Here is a 21001-nt window from a genome sequence, read left to right as displayed (position 1 = left end):
ACGGAGTGTATTACCGGAGGAAATCGCAAATAATCCATATAATTTTCACCCCAATATTACCAGCAATGACTAAAAAATTACTCAAAGCCGCAAAATCTCCAACACTCAAGAACCACGTCCAACCCAAAGCGAAACGCATTAGCTCAATCCTAAAAAACAAATTTGGAGTAGAATTATCAGACTTTGATGCTGCTTTAAACGGTGATGTCCAAGCTGCCCAAAAAATAGGCGAACTAGCAAGACAAGGTAGTTTAAGCGCTGAATTTGCACCTAAACTAGCCCAATTGTATGAGCAAATCATCTCTGGTACACAAGCATACAATCAAGCTGTAAGCGATATTTTAGTTCAAGCTGGCAAGTCAGCCATCGCCATTGATAAAGCGACCATGAAAGCCACCCTCGAAAACACCAAATATGGTCATTCCCGGAGCGAGTTAGCGGCTGAGTTTGTGGCTTCTAAGTCAGCCGAATCACAACGCCACAAATACCAGATGAACTACACCCAGATTAAGGGCTATATCGATGCACACTTGGTAGGAATCGACCAAAAGACCAGTTTATTGGAACAGTCCAATAGACCCGAAATCAAACAAATAGCAGCAGATGAACAGTATGAAAAGAAAGAATTGAACGAAGCACTGAATAAAGGAGATAAAGCCAGATATGACCTGATACCTGAGAAAGACTATCAATCATCTCCAGGACTAAAAGCTAAACTCCTCCAACTGAAAACTGCACTAGGTTTCTAACCAATAAATAACCCCAGTCGCCTGTCAATATTTCTGGGGTTTTACATACTCAAAACCCCACCTATCCTACTATGCAGCCTGACCATCTTGATGAACTGCTAGATACTGAAGACTCAGAACCAAACCAAGACACAGCGCGATATCTGCAATACATCGAGAACAAGTTGTATGAAGAGATAGAAGCGCGTAAACGGCTTGACAGTGGGGTATTATTTCTAGTCTGTCAACTTGGTTCAGTCAGTCTCAGTTGGTTCTTGTTTACCCTACAAGTAAGCATTAGTTTAATAGTTGCAACTTGTATTATTTGTGCATTGCTTCCCGGACTTATCGATGCAGGTGAAAGCTTCAACTTTGAATTAAGTTCTGAACGCTGGGAGATACGCCACAGTAAACCATTGGTTGCAATTTCTAAACTTGCCATTGGTGGGGTTATCTCATGGCACTCAACCCGAAAAATTAGCAGTGCAGTCTATCAAACCCATGCAGCAATCAAGGAAACTTACAGCGAAATAAAAGCGGCTGAGTCCTTGGGGGGAGGTGTACAGGTTCCAGGGTTAGAACTATTAATAGCTGGTGTAGTAGGGGTGGGGTTAATCGCCTTTTCAAACATCAGGAATAAGGGGAACTCAGATGTATAGAAAGAACGGGTTTTTAACTAAATTCATAGGGGTGCTAGTGTTCATCGTATCCGCCAACTATTTAATCATGGGATTGTACGACACTGGCTATAACTTGGCATTACTTGCAGACTGGATGCGTGAAAACCAAATAGATAGAAGCATTATTAATTTCATCAATGCTGGCATGATTCACATTGAGTTAATTATGATTGTGAGTTTTTTATTGGCTTTGTTGTTTGTATGGATTAAGTGAACAATTGAACCATGCAAGAGATAGAACAATTCAACCACCAACTGAAAGCACAACGAAGAACAGCCACCTTCTTATCAACTGCTTTGTTTATTGGTGGTGTTTCGTTGTGTTTACCACTGTTTGCAGACACTACCAAATACCCAGAGACATTATTCTGCTTTGCCCCAACTGAGCAACCGTGCCAGGGACATCAAATCAAGCGCGGTATTACTTGGATAATCGACCGGGAACGGCGTAACTTTACTTTTGATAACAAGGTGAAATTCCTGCGCGTACTCCCACCAGAAGCACCCAAAGCACCCCTCTATGGTGTCCTGGGAACTGTTCTTTTAATTGGTGCGTATGCTGTATCTAAATCACTCACAGATACACAGGAGAAAGCAATTCATTCTCAATTCTCACTGCTGAAAATTAAAGCATTGGAGAATGATATTTATGTTTCCAATCACTTAGACTTAACTGCATTCAGTAAACAGCACCAAGCCCAAATAACTAAGGAGATAATTGCACGGGATACCACCGGGGCAATCGAACAATTGAAGACTGAAGGAGAACAGCAACTAGACCACATTAATGGACAATTGCAGGGTGAAGTTGCGTTAAAATCCCATGAATTACAGTTATCAGAACTGGACAAAGCTATTGCTGACAATCGTTTATCCACTGTTGAAACTACCCGTAAGTTAGACAAATTAAATAAACCGATTGGGGACACGGGAACTGCTACACAATCCCCTAATGATTCCTTGAGAAATAGCTTAATAGATGCCCTGAAAGGTCATGAGAATGGTTATTTGTGGAAAATTATCAATTCACTTAAACCATTGTGGCTTATAGGCAATCAAGGGTCAGGCAAGACTTACACAGCCGGAGCGATCGCACTCATCAGAAAATACTGTCTTGATGCACCAGTACACCAGCTTATTGATAGACACGCCACTGGTGACAATGCCGACGTGTGGAAACTGCTACAAGCTTACACACTAGCTGAAACTGAAGAAGATATCAGCACAGCTTTTGATGAGTGCTGTGATAGATGGTTGCAACGAATTAAGCAGAAGCCAAAGACTAAGCAGCAGGTGATTTGTGATGAATTTACAAATCTGAAATCACTTTGTGGTGATACGGCGATCGCCTTTTTCAAAATGTCCCTCACCGACACCCGTAAAGCCAAGGAGTATTTGCTAGGAATCACCCACAACGCCACCAATGAAAGCTTTCCAGATGGGACAGCATCAGCACGTAAGGCCGGAACTATCCTACTAGAGAAGTTTAGCGCCAATGGTGAAACACCACTATCTAGGGTAGTTGTCCGCTATGGTCTGGTTGACGAGAACGGCAATAATTTAGAAGATGTTGAACACTCATTACCAGACTGGATGCACCCTGAGAAAATTTACCAACACTTCAACGGCAAGCCCATCAATTTTGAAGATTAACGTAAATCGCCTGAAGAAAGTGGGGAATGATTACTGGCGGAAGGCGCGAGAAGAATATTGCCAAATTACAGGTGAATCACCTTAGTCCCTCAAGGAACTTTCAGATTTTTGTGAGTTAGACCTCTTTCAAGAACTGGGCGATAGCGGAGTGTCGGGGGCGGACGGCGGAGGCTGGTCATCGGTTACTCTGTGGAAAAACATAGTCTTCCACAAATATGACACCCCTTTCAAATCTGCATGGTCGCGCCTTAGAGTGCCTTATAACCGAATTGATCATTAAAACATACCCTGGAGTTAACCTAACACCCAGAGCAAAAAATGATCAACTTAGAGATGCCAGCAAGTTGGTACAGTTGGATTCATTACTCTTAAATGAACTCACCCAAGCGGCTAATGCACTGCTGCTCAAGTGGCTAAATCCTCAGTTTCAGTTGTCTAACCAACCATCAATCACGGTAGATCGACTACCAGACCAGAATAAGAATGATGTTACTGACATTTGTTTAACTTCAAGATCATGGACAGTTAATCTGTCACTCAAGCACAACCATACCGCACTCAGACACCAACGTCCTGGGACAACTCCAAAACACTGCGGTTTCCTTCAGGGGAGTGTAGAAATGCAGCAGTTTAGACAACAATACCGAGTAATCACACAGGAGTTCATGCAACATATTGGACAGGCAAAGCTATTTGCCGAACTACCGTCTGCTTTGATTGAACAGCATTTGTATACTCCAGTCTGTAATTTGGTTAGCCAATTTATTAATAGCCATGCTTCCACTTGCACCACCAAGTTATTTCAATACCTTGTTGGTGATGTTAATTACTACAAAATTATTGTTGATACCCACGCCAGAACCCTGAGTATTCAGCAGTTTGCAGAAATCCAAATGCCTACTAACCTTATCGCCACCGTGAACAAACAGTATGTAAATTTGAGTTTTGACAATGGATGGGAAATTTCTATGCGCTTACATACCGCATCAAGCAAACTGAAAAATTCTCCTAGTTTGAAATTTGATACTAAGGCACTAAATAATCCGCTGACTGCTACGATAATTCCTTATGTTTAAAAGTCCATTACGTTATCCTGGCGGTAAGCAAAAGGCAATTCCTCAAATTGCTCACTATCTACCTCCTACATTTAAGGCATTCCGTGAACCTTTCGTTGGTGGAGGTGCTGTATTTTTTCATGTTTTACAGAAGTACCCTAGTATGTCTTACTGGGTCAATGATCTCAACCCAGAACTGTATTACTTTTGGCATCAGGTCAAAATTAATCTACCAGAGCTAGTTGAGTCAGTCTGGAAAGTAAAAAATCAGACAACAGATGGACGCGCCTTGTTTAAATCTCTCGCCGCCGCAGATCCGAGTAATATGAGTCCACTTGAGCGGGCTGTGCGGTTCTTTGTTCTTAACCGGATTACGTTTTCGGGAACCATTGAGAGTGGCGGTTACTCTGATGCTTCCTTCAAAGGTCGGTTTACAGACTCTTCGATTGAGCGATTAGCAGCTTTGGATGGTTGCTTTGTTAATACCAGTGTGACTAACTTCGACTACAGCACCCTACTTACTGAACCTGGGGAAGATGTATTTATTTTTCTAGATCCACCTTATCTCAGCAAGACTCAATCTAAGCTCTATGGTAAGAGAGGTGATTTGCATACCTGTTTTGACCATTCTCGCTTTGCCAAGCTGATGGCGGAATGTTCACATAAATGGTTGATTACTTACGATAACTGTGAACAAGTGCGGCATCACTTTTCTTTTGCCTACATTTATGAATGGGAGTTGCAATACGGGATGAACAATTACAAACAGGAGAAGGCAGAGAAAGGCAAGGAGCTTTTTATCACTAACTATCCTGTTGAATCATACAATTTGCCTACAATCATGGAAGTGGTGTGAGGGTCAGGTTAGAACTGGCGAATTTACAAAAATGATGAACTCAAATCTTGCACCAACCGAATAAACCCTTTTTTCAGATATTTTAGTGAAACGCGACTCCATTTATTACCAAATATTTAAACGCTTCCCTGCGTTAATTTTTGAACTCGTTGATGACCGTCCTGAACAGGCGCAGAACTATCGATTTGAGTCGGTTGAGGTGAAAGAAACCTCTTTTCGCATTGATGGGGTCTTTTTACCTCCAGAGGGTGCAACACCCAGAGTTATCTTTTTTGCAGAAGTTCAATTCCAGAGCGATGAAGGTTTGTATCATCGGTTTTTTACCGAATCAATGATGTATTTGAACCGGAATCGCTCTGAATACGATGACTGGTACTGTGTGGTAATTTTTCCATCACGCTCTTTGGAACCAAGCGATACAAGAACTCATCGCATATTTTTAAACAGTGAACAAGTGCAGCGCATTTATTTGGATGAGCTAGGTAATCCTAATACTCTGCCAATAGGCATCAATTTAATGCAGTTAACAATCGCTTCAGAGAAGGGGATGGCAGAACAAGCTCGTCTATTAATTGAGCGGGTACAATTAGAGTCAACGGATGCACTGCCGAAAAACGAGATAATAGATATTATCACCACAATTGCTGTTTACAAGTTTTCTTCGTTGAGTAGAGAGGAAGTGGAAGCTATGCTGGGACTAAGTTTAGAGCAAACAAGGGTTTATCAGGAAGCGAAAGCTGAGGGTCGGGAAGAAGGTCGGGAAGAACAGAAAGCTGAAATGTTGTTTGCAGCTGTGCCACTGTTACTAAAAACAGGGATGAGTGTAGAACAGATTGCTCAACAACTCAATGTTGATGTAGAAGCTGTCCGGCTTGCTGCACAGGAGAACACACAGAAGTAAGCGCAGGGGAGATTGGCGTTTACAAGTTTACGTAAGTTTGGCGGTGAAGACGTGGAAGTTATGCTGGGACTGAACCCGGATTTCTCAGCATTTTATTTACAACCAGAAAAGAAAGTTGACCTTGTTGGCAAGATGCCCAATAGCAACGATTTATCTACCGGGGGTATAGAACGGGTATAGACAGTTGAGACAGCTACAACATGAGCGAATCCTATTGATGCGGTTAATCAAACCGTGTGGGTGCAACATTGCATTTCCTATGTTTCATTCAGGAGCAAAAAAACATCCAACGGTGTTACGCATTCAGGGGAGAATATTTGTATGGCTACCGTCGTCCAAACTACTGTCCAAACTCCCACTGAAAGACTGATTAATATGTGGCTACATGGCAAGAGCCAGACCACGAAATCAGCCTACCGTCGCTATGCTTTGGCATTCTTAAATTTTTCTCATGCTCCATTGCCGGAACTGGGATTAGCACACCTGCAAGTTTGGAGCGATAGTCTACAGGTTAGTGATAGCAGTCGCAACACTGCTATCAGTGCCATAAAATCACTGTTTACTTTCGCTCAAGAAATAGGCTTGATCCAGGTCAACCCTGCTAGGGCTATGAAGTTACCCAAGCGGAAAGATTGTTTGAGTGAACGAATTTTGAGTGAAGGTGAAGTTCACGCTATGTTGGCTCTGGAGACAGACCCCAGGAATAAGCTCATCCTCAAAGTGCTTTACTACTGTGGCTTAAGGGTTAGTGAGTTAATCAATTTGAAGTGGAAAAGTGCCGTTTCCCGTCAAGGTGGAGGGCAACTGACTATTTTTGGCAAGGGGCGAAAAACCAGAATTGTTTTAGTACCTGTGGCTCTGTGGCGGGAACTGGAAGCTTACAGGGGTGATGCTGGCAATGATGCTCCGATATTTAGAAGCCGTGAGCTTGGTGCATCTGGTGATTACCACATGAGCCGAACTCAAATTTGGCGCGTGGTTAAGTTAGCAGGCGCACGGGTCGGCATTCAAGAGCCGTCTCCACACTGGCTTAGACACGCCCACGCTTCTCACAGTTTGGATAGGGGCGCTCCTATTCATTTGGTACAGCAAACTTTAGGGCATGAATCAGTGGCTACTACTAGCAGATATTTACACGCTCGCCCTGGGGATAGCAGCAGTTTATACCTGGGTTCATGAGACGTGATATGCAGTTATGACTGTATTTTTATCAGAACTATATATTGACTCTACCCTTGGGTAATCGTTATGAACCCACCAAATTTTTATTCGTTTATTTTGTGCAGGAGCGCTTCCCGATTGATTATAGCCAGCATCCATCATGATTTTTTCAAATTCTGCTGCTGCCAAGACGATAGTTTTAAACTTCGGTAGCCCCTGTATTTGGTGTTTGTTGAGGGTCATAAGTACCCTGGTATGTTGTCCATATTCTGTATCCTGGTAATACTACAGCAATACCAGTAGAACTATGAATTTTCCCAGGATATTTGTAGGGGTTGTCATCTGGGACGCTTCCACCAACACGAATAATTAATCTAGGTAGCCACACATACAATCCAGGAATTAACAAATCCATGCTGTAAGCGATCTCTCTCATCTTCTCCTTTGTGTCCAGAGAAGCCTTGCTTAATTTGAGATTTGTTGTTATGTCCATCATGAGATTTCTTCTCTTGGCAGAGATTAAGTATTTGGTGTCAGAAGGTGAACTTCTCTTAGGTTGTCAATACTCCTCAATAATCGCATAGCATCCTCACAAATGCACGCTCCAGTTTTTGAAGTTTTAACTAATTAGCCACGTTGCCGCCCTCTATTACACAATTTGGCACGAAGGTGTAGCGCGATCGCGGTGATGCTAATCTCGATATATTAATTGATTTTGACAAAAACTTTATTTAAAATTTATTTTGATCTTCTGCTCAATAAGTGTATTCTTGGATCACAAAGCATAAACAAACACTTGTTATATTTACGGTTATAATTAGGAAAAATGAATCAAAGTTTTGACATTCACGAGCTAGTGATTGCGATCACAGTTAAACAACAAAACCCTAGCATTTTGACCGCAGATTTTCTGAAATATACAGGAATAGTCCCTAGCGATTGGGAATTATCTAGACCACCAGTGATCACCAACACGGCGGCACAGGTTGTATATAAAAATGGTGTGAGCGTAGTTGCAGAGGTCAATAGAATTATTTTTGCTGAGATGATTGCCAACAAAGAAGCAAACGAAGTGCAAATTCCGGCAATAGCTCACAAATATATTCAGACAGTCAAGCAAATGAGTTATCAAGGTGTTGGAATTAACTTACGAGGCTTGGCAGCTTATGAGCAACAAAATCTCAGCACACGTAACTACATTTTTAGTAAATTACTTCAGCCTGGAGCATGGCAAGAATTTGGTTCTGCACCAGCGCAAGCTTCCATGCGAATAGTTTACACACTAGATGAAACACAGCTATATTTGGATATTAATGAAGCCCGGTTACAGTATCCAGATCAAACAACAAAACCGGCTATTCTTTTTTCAGCTAATTTTACCCGTGCAATTACTCAAGAAGCACTAACAGAGCCTTTGGTGGCGATGGGTGCATTAATTGATAAGTGGCAAGATGATGTAGACATTTTAAAAGAACTTATCAATACCAAGTTTTTAGACACTCAAGGCTATCCAATTAATACAGCATCAACGGAAAGTAGTCTGTTTCCATCCATAGTAGCAGATTGACGCTTCTCCCTCGGAATTACAAAGGCTTCTCAATTTACGAAATTTGATAAGAGGCAGGGGGCAGGATTTGAAAAAGACAAGGGGCAGGGTGCGGGGGGAAAGGGGGAATTTCCTCTCTCCCCGCACCCTGCTCCCTTTCCTCTTTCTTCCCTGCTTTTTTATACTTCCCTAGCCTTTAGCTTTTAGGTAGGGGCTATTAGCATATTGTTTGTAAATTTGAGAAAAGTTTTTGGTTCTTCGGTAGGTGTTATGCTGACATTTTAATCAAAACCTAGAATTTTCCTTTAAAATCAAGGCTTACAGGTGATTATAACCTCAACTTGAGCGCTAAAACTCAAACGTTAATAATAAAGCCTGTTATTATTGCCTAACAAGGGTTTCAAGCTTATTGACATAGGTATTTAGCATCACAGGTACGGAATAACCAAGTTTTTTTAGCGGCTACCATACTGTTGCGTATATCCACTAAAAATATTTACGTAAACTTTATCAAAAATTAACATATTATTTTCTGTTAAAACAGTAATATTTATTATTAAGCGCAAAATCACACTTAATCTCCTTTGTACACATAGAAATCTGGAAAACTAATTAAGTTAATTTTTCGGATTTGCATGGACTTTTGTCATGTTGAGTCAAACTACAGCACTTTGACAGGTTTTATCCTGATAATGTCTTTAGTTCATCCAAATTTGACAAAAAGTAATGATTGAAGGTTTTGCAACATCAATCATAAGGGACTTAAAAAAGTGTAAATGCTGCCTCATAGCAAAGTAACCAGATACTAGGGTGAGAATCCCAATGGATATCGGATTTAATATTTTTGACCAAGGTAACCTCCACGTATTAGATCAATCTTCGCTCCTAGAACAATCGATATTTCCATCACCAGAGCGCTTGGGAGGATTATCATCCAGTCTGGGAGGTAGCGAAACACTCAACATCCCAGTGTTGACAACAACTGAATCAGCATTGGAGTCGAATTTTACAATTAACGAGCAATATCTTGTAATAGACCCCCTCATCGGAGCCGCACAAGTAGTCAATTTAGAAGCTGTTGAAAGCTCATGGTTGCAAGTCAGTCAATCCCTACATAATTTTCTCCAACAACCAGATTATCTTGACAACTTACAACTAGCTTTTGGTTCAGAATGGGAACCACAAACAGCCACGGACCGACTGCAAGATTTAGCCCAAGGTGAGAATTTACCGAGAATAGAAATTGTCAAAGCAGAGGAACTGCAAGCTCAAGGCGGCTTCAGTCAACAAACAAACACAGTTTATTTAGCTCAAGAATTCATTGATCAGAACTCCACAGAAGAAATCACCAGAGTTATCACTGAAGAATTAGGGCATTATTTAGATACACAGTTAAATGTCGAAGATAGTCCAGGGGATGAAGGAGAATTATTTGCGGCTTTAGTGAATGGGATAGAATTAACCCCAGTCGAACTACAAGCCATCAAAGCAGAAGATGACCACAGAATAGTGACAATCAATGGTCAGACTCTGCTGGTAGAGCAGTCAGTGAATGAAATTATTGGTACAGCCGGACGTGATGTTTTAACAGGTACACCACTGAGTGATCGCATTATTGGTGGGTTTGGTGCAGACATTATCACAGGAGGAGGCGGTAGTGATATCTTCGTTTATCAAAACATCAGAGATGCAGGTGATACCATCACCGACTTTGAATTAAGAATAGATGCCTTTGATTTTAGTACAGTATTAGGCAGTGTAGGATATCAAGGATTTAACCCCATAGCGGATGGTTATGTAAAATTCAACACTTATGCAAATGGTACAGTCATCCTTTTAGATACCGATAGTCACGGTTCACTTTCCCCCAGACCATATATATATGTAGAAAACGTCACTCCTGAAGAATTAAGCAGCTATCCTAATCATTTCATCCCCAACCCCGGAGAACCACCACAAATCCAAGCCGACCTTGCCAATGATACCGGATTTAGTGAGAGCGATCGCCTGACTTTTGACCCCAGTATTAGCGGGACAATTAGCTTTACCAGTGATTTAGTCAGTTTCCAAGCCGGGTTAAATGATCAACCAATCACAGTAGACATTCTCGACAGCGTACAATCAGATGGCACATTTGTTTTAACAGCAGCACAACTAGCACAAATCAACGGTGGGACGCTCAACGATGGAGTATATACCTTAAAACTCCAAGCAGCAGATAGCAAAGGTAATCTTTCTAGTGTTTATACGTTAGAGTTTGTATTAGATACAACACCACCAATATTTAACCTACAACTCGACCCAGACTTTGATTCTGCACCAGTAGGCGATTTACAGACGACATTTCCCATAGTCAATTTAGTGGGAACAACGGAACCTAACATCACTGTTACCCTACAGGCTACAGGATTCAGTACCACTGCTAACGAATTAGGACAGTTTACCTTTAGTGATGTTTCCCTAGAGTTAGGAAGTAATCTGTTTACTGTGGTAGCAACAGATTTTGCGGGAAATCAAGGAGAATTTAGTCAAACATTCCAGCGATTACCCCAGCAAGTTAACCAACCACCGACAGCGTTTAGTCTGAGTAACAATATCATTGAGGAAAATGTTCCCGATGATAGTGTAATCGGCGCATTCACCACAGATGACCCTGACACTGGCGATACCCATACTTATACCCTAGTCACTGGTGAAGGTGATACAGATAATGCTGCCTTTGTGATTGTTGATAATCAACTGAGAATCATCGACTCACCAGATTTTGAAACCCAGTCTGTATATAGCATTCGTGTGAAAACAACAGACGTGGGCGGATTGTTCTTTGAACAAATATTTACTATCAATATCGCTGATATCAATGAAGCGCCAACGGATATTCTACTAGATGGGGATAGTGTAGAAAAAAATGTAGTTGGTGCGGTAGTAGGGACAATTTCAGTCATTGATCCCGATACAATCCCTGCTTTTTTAAACCACACCATTACTGTCAATGATGACCGCTTTGAAGTGGTCCTCGACAATGGGACGCTCCTATTGAAAGTCAAAGATGAGCGCAGTTTAGATCACGGAATCGAAACTACAGTCAACTTTACCCTCACAGCTACAGATGCCAGTGATAGTTCCCTAACTTACAGCAAAAACTTCATTATCAATGTCAATGAAAATGTTCAACCTCCAGATATTAATGCAACTCTTGCCAATGATACTGGAGTTAGTGACAGCGATCGCCTCACCCAAGACCCCACCGTTAGTGGACAGATCACAGATGCCACCACTTTACAAGGTAATCTTAACGGTAATGGGTTTGTTGATATTAGCGATGCGCTAAATGAAGACGGTAGTTTTACCATCTCTTTAGAACAGTACGATGTCTTAAGTAACGGTGTATTGCCAGATGGAGAATACACCCTAGAATTAAAAGCCAGCAGTAGCACTGGGCAAGAATCTGAGATAGTAACGGTAAGCTTTACCCTTGACCTGACACCTCCACCCCTAACATTTGGGTTAGCTCCCGAAAGTGATACAGGAATATTAGGGGATGGAATTACAAGCGATCGCTTCGTTACTCTGGTGGGACAAACCGAGCCAGGGTTTACAGTGGCGTTGCTAGAAACCCAACAAATGCTCACAGCAAATAGTCAAGGGAATTTTAGCTTTACTGATGTTCCCATGCCAGTGGCGGGTAAAGCACCTTTGACAGTAATTGCGGTAGATGCAGCAGGGAATCAAGGGCGATCGCAGCAATTTTTTACCAGGGAAGGAATCAACGGCGCACCAGAAATTACTAGCGCGCCTGAAAGCATCTTTGATACTGAAATTCAATCAACATATACTTACCAAATTGAAGCCACTGACCCTGATGGAGATGATCTGACCTATACGCTGCTGAATGCGCCTTTGGGGACAGAAATTGATGAAAATCGAGTTTTAAGCTTTACCCCATCAGCAGATTTAAAGCCGTTTTATGAATTTACGGTAGAAGTCAGCGATGGTCGTGGTGGAACAGATATCCAAACTTTTACGGTAGAAGTTCCGGCTTTTGCTAATTTCGGAACAATTAGAGGTATTAAATGGAATGATTTAAACGGGAATGGGGTTAGAGATAATGAACTGGTACAAGGAGCTAATCCTGATGTTGTCTACGTTTTAGATGTATCAGGGAGTGCTGATTTTGTTTTTGCCGGTTCTCCCATTGGTGACTTTAATGGCGACGGTTTAGAAAATACGCGGTTAGATGCAGAAATTGCTGCCTTTATTGCTCTCAACCAACAATTGAATAGTCAAGGACTGGGAAATAGGGCGCAGGTGGCCATTATTGTGTATAGCGGGTTTGCAGCTAATGCAGACATGGACTTAGGCACAAATGGTTTACAGATAACCACCACACTAGGTACAGACAGTAATGGTGATGGGATAACCGATGTAGAGGAAATATTACGCTCTATTCGCTCTGGAGCATTTGGTGTAGGTAACTTTACTGGAACTAACCCAGAAGTGGCACTACGCAAAGTGGAAGAAACCTTTGCTTCTATTGGAACACAAACAGGTAATGGTAACGTAATCTTCTTAACCGATGGAGAACAGAACCGGGGTGGATCAATTGTTGATGAAGTAGAACGTCTAAAGGCACAAGGATTTAATTTATCTGCTTTTGGGGTAGGCAATGATGCGTCTTTGAGCGTGATTCAAACGATTGACCCTGATGGCACAAAATTTACTTCTATTGATGACATATTAGATGCGTTTGGTGGTATTGGGGAAGGCAGTAGAAGTGTTTTAGAACCTGGTTTAGCAGGGGTTAGTATTTATTTAGATATTAATAATAATGGCATACTTGATTCTGGAGAACCTATTCAAGTCACGGCAGAAGATGACCCCAGCACCCTTGATATTGATGAAACAGGGCAGTATGAATTTAACAACCTTGCACCTGGCACTTATATTGTTCGTGAAATAATTCCAGATGGATTTGAACAAACATTTCCTCTGAGGAATGTGACTCAGCCTGGTGATGGTTATGCCGATGTTATTTTAGAATTTGTATCTGGCGGTAATGCTCCTGCTCCTTTAGTAGAGCCTTATGGTTCTACAGGTGGCTTGGCATCTGGTTCTCCTTTTAATGGTAATGGAAGATACACAGTTGAACCAGTCAACCCAGAGGTGATTTTAGGTGCGCCACCACCAAGCCCTATTATTGGTCGTAATCCCGAAGTAGACTGGTTAGCTTTACCTCAAGGTTCTTATGTCACCGTTGGTTTTACGGATGAAGTTATAATTGATGGGCCAGGGGATGATATTTTCATTCGCAGTTTCGATCCTATAGATTCAGCGAATGAATTTGCTGATGTTTTTGTTAGTAGTAATGGGATAGATTTTGAACTTCTTGGTACAATCAACCAACGAGGACTGGTTTCTCTTGATTTAGCAGATATTAATTTTACCAAACCAGTAACAGCAGTTAGAGTCCAGGGTTTAGATAATAGAGGAACTTCTCCGGGATTTGATTTGATTAGTGTAGAAGTATTACCGGGAAGTATTGCTAGCCCTGATTTTTATACTGTTCAACTAGAAGCAGGAGAAATTATTGAAGATATTGACTTTGGTAATGTTCAAATTGCCATAAATCAAGACCCAATTATTATTTCAACGCCCATCATAGAAGCAGTTGTGGGTCAACCTTACGAATATCTTGTACGGGCAAATGATCCTGATGGAGATCCGCTTACTTTTAGCCTTAATCAAGCCCCAGAGGGAATGGTTATTGATCCTCAAACGGGTCGCATTTCTTATACACCAACAATAACAGCTATTACGTCTAATTTTGACACATCTGATAGTCAAATCAGACCCGGCATAGATAATCAATCAACTTTCACTAATGATAATCAAGGTATTAATTTTCCACAACCTATTGCTAACTATGCTGTAGGTGAAGCATTTAGTATTTTTACTAACCTACCAGTAGGTCCTGTAGCTCGCAGTGTTGTTAGCTTCAATCTGAGTTCTTTGAGTAGCCAAGTTACTTCTGCTAAGTTGCAATTGCAAAAGAATCGTACCAGTGGAGATCCAATTGAAACTTTGGGGTTATTTGAAGTTACAACCGAGGTGAATACACTTTATACAAGTTCTTACGTATCACCAGCAATTTATGAAGATTTAGGCACTGGCAGAAGTTATGGTACTTTTGATGTGTCTACAGGAGGAAATACCAACGAAATCCTAGAATTTGAACTTAATGAAGCAGCGATCGCCTCTATTAATTCTGCCAGTGGTGATTTCTTCTCCATCGGACTTGCTCTTTTGAGTGCTAACCCCAATAACACAACACAAGCAGCCGAGTATCTTTTCGCCTTTAGCGGTAGTGCGGGAATTCAGAGGCTGGTATTGGAAACCGAGAATCAAGAAACCATTGAAATCCTTGTCAATGATGGTAAAGGTGGTGAAGCAGTCCAGAATTACACCTTAAGTATTGTTGAAAGTTCCGATAACCAACCGCCTGTTATTACTTCTACCCCAACAATCAGTATTGCGCTAGGAGAAACTTACGAATATCAGATAGAAGCAACAGATCCTAATGCAGACTCTCTTACCTACAGCTTAATCAATTTCCCTGATGGGATGGAAATTGACGAATTTGGAAAAATTACTTGGATTCCTACAGAAATTGGGGAATTTACGCTTGAAATTGCAGTCAGCGATGGCAGAGGTGGAGCTGATACTCAGATTTATAGAGTAGAAGTAGTTAGAGATTTAGCTGAAGACACCGAAGCTCCTCAAATCAATTTCGGCTTCAACAGTACGGTATTTTCCCTTGGTGAAACCCTAAACCTACAAATCCAGGCTTTTGATAATGTTGGCTTGGCTGATTTAGACGTTTCCTTGAACGGTGATTCCCTGGTTCTTACCCCTGATACTATTGCTAATGACTTAATTAATACTACTTCTGTCACCCTCAACACAACCGGGGTATTTGAAGTAGTAGCAACAGCTACTGACTTTGCAGGTAATACGGTTACAGAAACTATCTCTATACGGGTGATTAACCCAAATGATACAGAAGCACCAATCACAGAACTTGACTTAAGTGGATTTGACCCCCTCAATCCAGTGATTAGTGAACTTACTGATATTGTCGGAACAATAAATGATCCAGATTTGGAATTTTACCGGGTTGAACTTGCACCCATCAGCTTGATTAACCTGAGTAATCCCGCAGCTAATGACCCAGATTACATCACCATTGCGGAAGGAAGAGCTAATGTTGATAATGGCGTATTGGCTCAGATAGATCCCAGTTTATACCGTAATGATAGTTATTACATTAGGGTCTATGCTCAAGACTTTAGCGGTAATATCAACGTCCAAGGGGTAATATTAGGCATTAACACTCAAACAAAACCCGGTGAATTTAGCTTAGGTTTTACCGATTTATCTGTACCCCTAACCGGTATTCCCATTGAAATTACTCGCAATTACAGCAGTCTTGATACTAGTTTCCTTGGTGACTTCGGTTATGGGTGGAGTTTGGGAATGCAAGATGCCCAAATTGCCGAAGCATCCCCAGATGGAAGGGATTTGACTTTAGATAATTTCTTCGGTGGTAACTCCTTTACTGTTGGGACTCGCGTTATATTAACTACCCCCGATGGTCGCAGAGTTGGCTTTACTTTTGATCCTGTGGTTGATTCAGTGGGATTTTTGGGAGTACGATATGCACCATATTTCCGACCAGATCCGGGTGTTTATGAAATCTTAGAAGTTCCCGATTTCCCTCTCAGTGTCAGAAGTGATGGTTCAGTTAGTCCCTATTTATTTGGCTTTACCTACAATCCTAGTGAATATATTCTCACCACCAAAGATGGAACAAAATACACTTACGATCAATACCAGGGATTACAGACAATAAATGATCGTAATGGTAATACTCTCACTTATACCGATACAGGAATCTTCAGTTCAACCGGACAAGCGATCGCCTTTACACGCGATACCCAAGGACGGATTACGGAAATCATTGATCCAGCAGGTCAAGTAATTGTTTACACCTATGATACTCAGGGTAACTTAGTCAGTTTGACTGACCAAGCAGGATTATCTGCTATCCATACTTACTCCGACAGTCGTCCTCATTACTTGGAACAAATTGTAGACCCAAGGGGCAATATAGTTATTAAAACCGAGTATGATCCTCAAGGGCGAGTTATTGGTGTTACGGACGCATTAGGCAATATTATTTCCAACTCTTATGATGTCAATACCACTGGTTCCAGCAAAACGCAGATTGACCCATTAGGTAACACTACAACAACCGTATGGGATGACCGAGGCAATGTAATCTCGATTCGAGACCAAGTTGGTGCAATCACAACATTTACCTACGATGCCAACAATAATCCTATTACTGTCACTGACCCCAGAGGCTTTACAACAACTCGGATATTTGATACCAGAGGAAATCTTACTAGTATTACCGATGCTTTAGGCAACAGTCGTAGTTTTATTTACGACCAGTTCAACAATGTCACAACAGAAACTAATTCATTAGGACATACAACTCAATTTATTTACGATGCCAATGGTAATTTAGTTCAAGTAATTGATGCTACAAACCAGAGCAACCGCTTTACTTATGACAATTTAGGTAGAGTTAATAGCTTTATAGATGCGAATGGCAATGCTATCACTTTTAGTTACGACGGTACGACATTAAGTAAACCAACTCAAATAAATTTCTCTGATGGTAGTACCCAGCAAATAGAATATAACCAATTTGGTCAAATTACTCGCCTTGTTGATGAAAATGGTCATGCAACAACCTATATCACCGATTCCATCGGCAGGTTAATAGCTCAACGTGACCCCCTTGGTAATGAAATCACTTACACCTATGATGCTCAACTAATCACCAGCGTCACTGATTCATTAGGTAATACTGAAAGTTATGAATACGATAACGCAGGTCAGTTAATTCGACGCATAGATCCATTGAATGGCGAAACACAGTTTAGCTATGATGCTTTGGGAAGAAGGATTAGAGAAAGTGACCCATTAGGAAATACAACAATTACAACTTATCGCGGTGATGGTTTAATTACGTCAATTACTGATGCTGCTGGTAATATAACCTATTTTGAATATGATTTAGCTGGGAATCAAACTGCTGTAATTGACCCGTTAGGAAATCGGACAGAATTTACTTATGATGCTTTGGGACGGCAAATTACGCAAACCGATCCTTTAGCGAAAGTCACTACATACAATTATGATGCGGTGAGTAATCTAATTGAAATTATCGACCGTAATAACCGGCAACGTACCTTTACTTATGATGCTGTTAATCGTTTGTTGCAGGAAAACTGGTTAGTTGACGATACCCCAGTTCAGATAATTAATTTCACTTATGACGCTGTAGGTAATTTAATTTCAGCAACAAACCCCGATATTGCCAATACATTTGTCTACGATAGTCGAGATCGAGTTATCCAAGCTAGTACAGAAATATCGGGATTATCACCTGTAGTTTTAACCTACACTTACGATCGCACAGGTAACAGAATATCTGTTAGTGATAACTTGGGAGTCGGTGTTAACTCGACTTACGACCCCCGTAACTTATTAATTAGCCAAACTTGGCAGGGAACAGGGATTGATCCCATACGTGTTGACTATGCTTACAATAGCAGAGGCGATCGCACTCAAATTCAACGTTTCTCAAACCTAGCTGGTACGCAACTTGTTGGTAGTAGTAGTTTCAATTACGATGCACTGCAACGGTTAACTGGTATCACTCACTCTAACGGTGCGGGTTCTACTTTAGCTAACTACAGCTATAACTACAATTTAGCAAGCTTCTTAAACAGTGAAACCTACAAAGGACAAACCACAAATTACACTTACGATCTGACTAACCAGTTAACGAACGCGGACAGGTCTTTACTCCCAGACGAAAATTATACTTACGATGCGAATGGGAACCCAATGGGTAGTAGTTTTATAGTAGGTGCAAATAACCAAATATTATCTGATGGTCAGTTTAACTACACTTACGATAAAGAAGGTAATTTAGCAACCAAGAGCAACATTGCTACAGGTATTGTGACCACCTATAACTACGATTTCCGCAACCGATTGGTAGGAGTTATAGATATAGATGCAAGTGGAAATACAACCCAGTCGGTAGAGTTCAAATATGATGCTTTTGACCGTCGAATTTCCAAAACAGTTAACGGACAAACAACATACTTCGTTAACGATGGTGATGATATCTGGGCAGAATTAAATCAAGCTGAAGAAATAGTCAATCGTTACTTACAAGGTGCAAATGTTGATGAATTAATCGCTCGCTATAATTCAGATGAAGGAACCAATTGGTATTTAACCGACCGTCTTGGTACCGTGCGTGATGTGGTTAATTCTGTGGGCAACTTAATTAACAGCATTGACTATGACAGCTTTGGTCAAATAGCTGGTCAAACAAACCCCAATTTAGACGATAAATTTGCTTTTACAGGGCGAGAGTACGACAAAGAAACAGGTCTTTACTACTACCGCGCTCGTTACTATGACCCCAGCTTGGGGCGATTTATTAGTCAAGATCCAATTGGATTTGGTGGACAAGATGCCAATCTTTATCGCTATGTAGGCAATAATCCTGTTAATGCAACAGATCCCAGTGGATTAATCGCAGCTATTGAGTTCAAGATAGTTATTGATTTGTTTGTATTAGGAGAACCAGGCTCTTTTGTTGGTGCATTGATTGGTTTTCTACAAGGATTTGGCGCAACAAATCTTGTTTTTATCGCTAATATTCTAGAAATTGCTAATACAGGAGGTGACGTTATAGCTGAATGGGGTACTGCTATTGATAGAACTATAGAAAAAATGGAAGAGATTAAAAATGAACTATCCCGTTTTAACGCTGTAGATATAAAACAAGGATTAGTATCTGGTTTTGTTGACGGGGCAGGTCTAGATATAGTTAAGATTCAACTCAAAATTCCTGGTTTAATTGTGGCTGAAGATGATCCTTTCTTTGGTGAAATTGATTTGCTAGAAAGAGGTGCTGCTGCTATTGGTAGATCCACTTCCGAATCTGTTATTTCTCTTACAGGAGGTGGTTTTGGAGATGGTTATCTAGCAGCAAGAAGATACTTAGAATCACTGAATCCACGCAGATAAGTACTGTTTTGATTTTACTGGTGCGTTAGTGTTAGCTTTCCGTAGGCGATCGCCATTTTGTGTTTGTGGAGAATGAGAGCGATCGCCCTGCAATTAATTTTTAAAATACTAGGCGATCTCCTCCGGTGGTTTGGAAACCATCGCTAAAGGTAGCCAGAAGTTATCGGACTTAATTTTTATTTGTCTTCATCCCCTGATTTTTTCTAGATAAAACACCAAACCCCAGAGTCACAAAAGCTCCCAAAATAGTAGTAGGTTCAGGTATAGTTTCACTAATTGGGCTACTCTCTAAAGTCACATTCTGAATAGAAAGAGCAGATGAAATAGTAAAATCATCTATATCAACCACACCAAAACCTACAGTATAGGTTCCAGCTTGATTAAAAGTGTGTTTGAAAGTTTGAGTTCCAGTTTCCTTATCAAACGCCACGATAAAATTAGCTAAGGATTGTGTTGCATCATTAATATCTGCTAGTTTTTTAATTTGGTCATTTACCAATAAAAAACTATAATCATTCAGTGAACCGCGAAAACTTCCACTGACCAAAGCAGAATTTTCATTAGTCAAAAAATTTCTTTGAAAAATCAAAGAATCACCTGCTTTTACATCAATGGTTCGCTTGATAGCAGAACCCTCATAAGCAAACCCATTGATATCTAATAAACCGACATCTATTCCCAAAAACTCAGCCAAGTTTGGACTAACAAACCCTACCTCACCAGCAGGCTGACCAGAAAAATTAAATTGTCCACTAATTGCACCCAACTGAAAATCATCATCTAGGATGGCATCAGTTGACAAAAGTACCTCTTTAGAATCAACAACGTATACATCTCCGAACTTACTCCAAGAAGAATTACCATTATTAAAATCTAAATCTGCTGCTTGTACTGGAATAGAAATCAGTGAACCACTACAAGCTAAAATACTGACAATTTTTATTGTATTTTTCATATCCTATTATTCTTTGATGAACAAATAAATACAAGAACCTTTTAGAGTGATCTTGAATATTTCGTATTGAATAGTAAGTTCCTGAAATCATTAATCAATACAAAATTATAATAGTGGATTTGCTGAAAGCTTAAACTGAAGTTTTTATGAAGAATGTGTATAAATATGGGGTAAAGACAAGATACGCGCAAAATTTATCACCATGTAAAGTTTTGTAAGTTAGCCATGTAGGGTGTCCGCCGAGATACGTGCAAAATGGGACACGTTGTAAAGTTTTGTAAAGAA

At 40.7% G+C, this 21001-nt stretch carries 13 protein-coding genes; 11 read left to right on the top strand and 2 right to left on the bottom strand.

What is annotated here, in order from left to right; translation table 11 throughout:
* The first annotated feature begins 65 nt into the window (after positions 1-65).
* The 9 genes from ACM0OP_RS16550 to ACM0OP_RS16510 all read left to right on the top strand — a co-directional run bounded on the left by ACM0OP_RS16550 (position 66) and on the right by ACM0OP_RS16510 (position 7052).
* The gene (locus tag ACM0OP_RS16550) at positions 66-749 is read left to right on the top strand and encodes a hypothetical protein (protein ID WP_414529519.1); all 684 of its coding nucleotides are present in this window, start codon (positions 66-68) and stop codon (positions 747-749) included.
* 71 nt (positions 750-820) lie between these two features.
* A complete protein-coding gene (locus ACM0OP_RS16545) occupies positions 821-1387 on the top strand; it encodes a hypothetical protein (RefSeq protein WP_414529518.1) in 567 nt (188 codons plus the stop codon).
* Positions 1388-1424: 37 nt separating this feature from the next.
* Positions 1425-1622 (top strand): hypothetical protein, encoded by a 198-nt coding sequence (locus ACM0OP_RS16540; protein WP_414529517.1) that lies wholly within the window; start codon positions 1425-1427, stop codon positions 1620-1622.
* A gap of 11 nt (positions 1623-1633) precedes the next feature.
* The gene (locus ACM0OP_RS16535) at positions 1634-3061 is read left to right on the top strand and encodes a hypothetical protein (protein ID WP_414529516.1); all 1428 of its coding nucleotides are present in this window, start codon (positions 1634-1636) and stop codon (positions 3059-3061) included.
* 215 nt (positions 3062-3276) lie between these two features.
* Positions 3277-4137 (top strand): HaeIII family restriction endonuclease, encoded by an 861-nt coding sequence (locus ACM0OP_RS16530; protein WP_414529515.1) that lies wholly within the window; start codon positions 3277-3279, stop codon positions 4135-4137.
* Positions 4130-4972 carry a DNA adenine methylase gene (locus ACM0OP_RS16525; RefSeq protein WP_414529514.1) on the top strand — a complete coding sequence of 281 codons (843 nt, stop codon included), beginning with the start codon at positions 4130-4132 and terminating at the stop codon, positions 4970-4972. The genes ACM0OP_RS16530 and ACM0OP_RS16525 overlap by 8 nt, the downstream gene beginning before the upstream one ends.
* 85 nt (positions 4973-5057) lie before the next feature.
* Positions 5058-5873, top strand: coding sequence for an Rpn family recombination-promoting nuclease/putative transposase (locus tag ACM0OP_RS16520; RefSeq protein WP_414529513.1), 816 nt, complete (start codon positions 5058-5060; stop codon positions 5871-5873).
* A 12-nt stretch (positions 5874-5885) separates the two neighbouring features.
* A complete protein-coding gene (locus tag ACM0OP_RS16515; RefSeq protein ID WP_414529512.1) occupies positions 5886-6053 on the top strand; it encodes a hypothetical protein in 168 nt (55 codons plus the stop codon).
* A 141-nt stretch (positions 6054-6194) separates the two neighbouring features.
* Positions 6195-7052 carry a tyrosine-type recombinase/integrase gene (locus tag ACM0OP_RS16510; protein WP_414529511.1) on the top strand — a complete coding sequence of 286 codons (858 nt, stop codon included), beginning with the start codon at positions 6195-6197 and terminating at the stop codon, positions 7050-7052.
* A gap of 181 nt (positions 7053-7233) precedes the next feature.
* On the opposite strand, the gene ACM0OP_RS16505 is transcribed toward ACM0OP_RS16510, so the two are convergent.
* Positions 7234-7530: a hypothetical protein gene (locus tag ACM0OP_RS16505; RefSeq protein WP_414529510.1), complete on the bottom strand. Its 297-nt coding sequence runs from the start codon at positions 7528-7530 to the stop codon at positions 7234-7236.
* 330 nt (positions 7531-7860) lie between these two features.
* Here ACM0OP_RS16505 and ACM0OP_RS16500 point away from each other — a divergent pair, with 330 nt between their 5' ends.
* Both ACM0OP_RS16500 and ACM0OP_RS16495 read left to right on the top strand, forming a co-directional pair.
* The gene (locus tag ACM0OP_RS16500; protein WP_414529509.1) at positions 7861-8601 is read left to right on the top strand and encodes a hypothetical protein; all 741 of its coding nucleotides are present in this window, start codon (positions 7861-7863) and stop codon (positions 8599-8601) included.
* An 801-nt stretch (positions 8602-9402) separates the two neighbouring features.
* On the top strand, positions 9403-19761 hold the full coding sequence (locus ACM0OP_RS16495) for an Ig-like domain-containing protein (RefSeq protein ID WP_414529508.1): 10359 nt from the start codon (positions 9403-9405) through the stop codon (positions 19759-19761).
* A gap of 169 nt (positions 19762-19930) precedes the next feature.
* On the opposite strand, the gene ACM0OP_RS16490 is transcribed toward ACM0OP_RS16495, so the two are convergent.
* Positions 19931-20716: a PEP-CTERM sorting domain-containing protein gene (locus ACM0OP_RS16490; protein WP_414529507.1), complete on the bottom strand. Its 786-nt coding sequence runs from the start codon at positions 20714-20716 to the stop codon at positions 19931-19933.
* Positions 20717-21001 lie beyond the last annotated feature (285 nt).

This window comes from Nodularia chucula CCY0103 (assembly GCF_963923915.1).
Classification (GTDB): Bacteria; Cyanobacteriota; Cyanobacteriia; order Cyanobacteriales; family Nostocaceae; genus Nodularia; species Nodularia chucula.
This window is presented reverse-complemented; position numbering and strand designations above follow the sequence as displayed.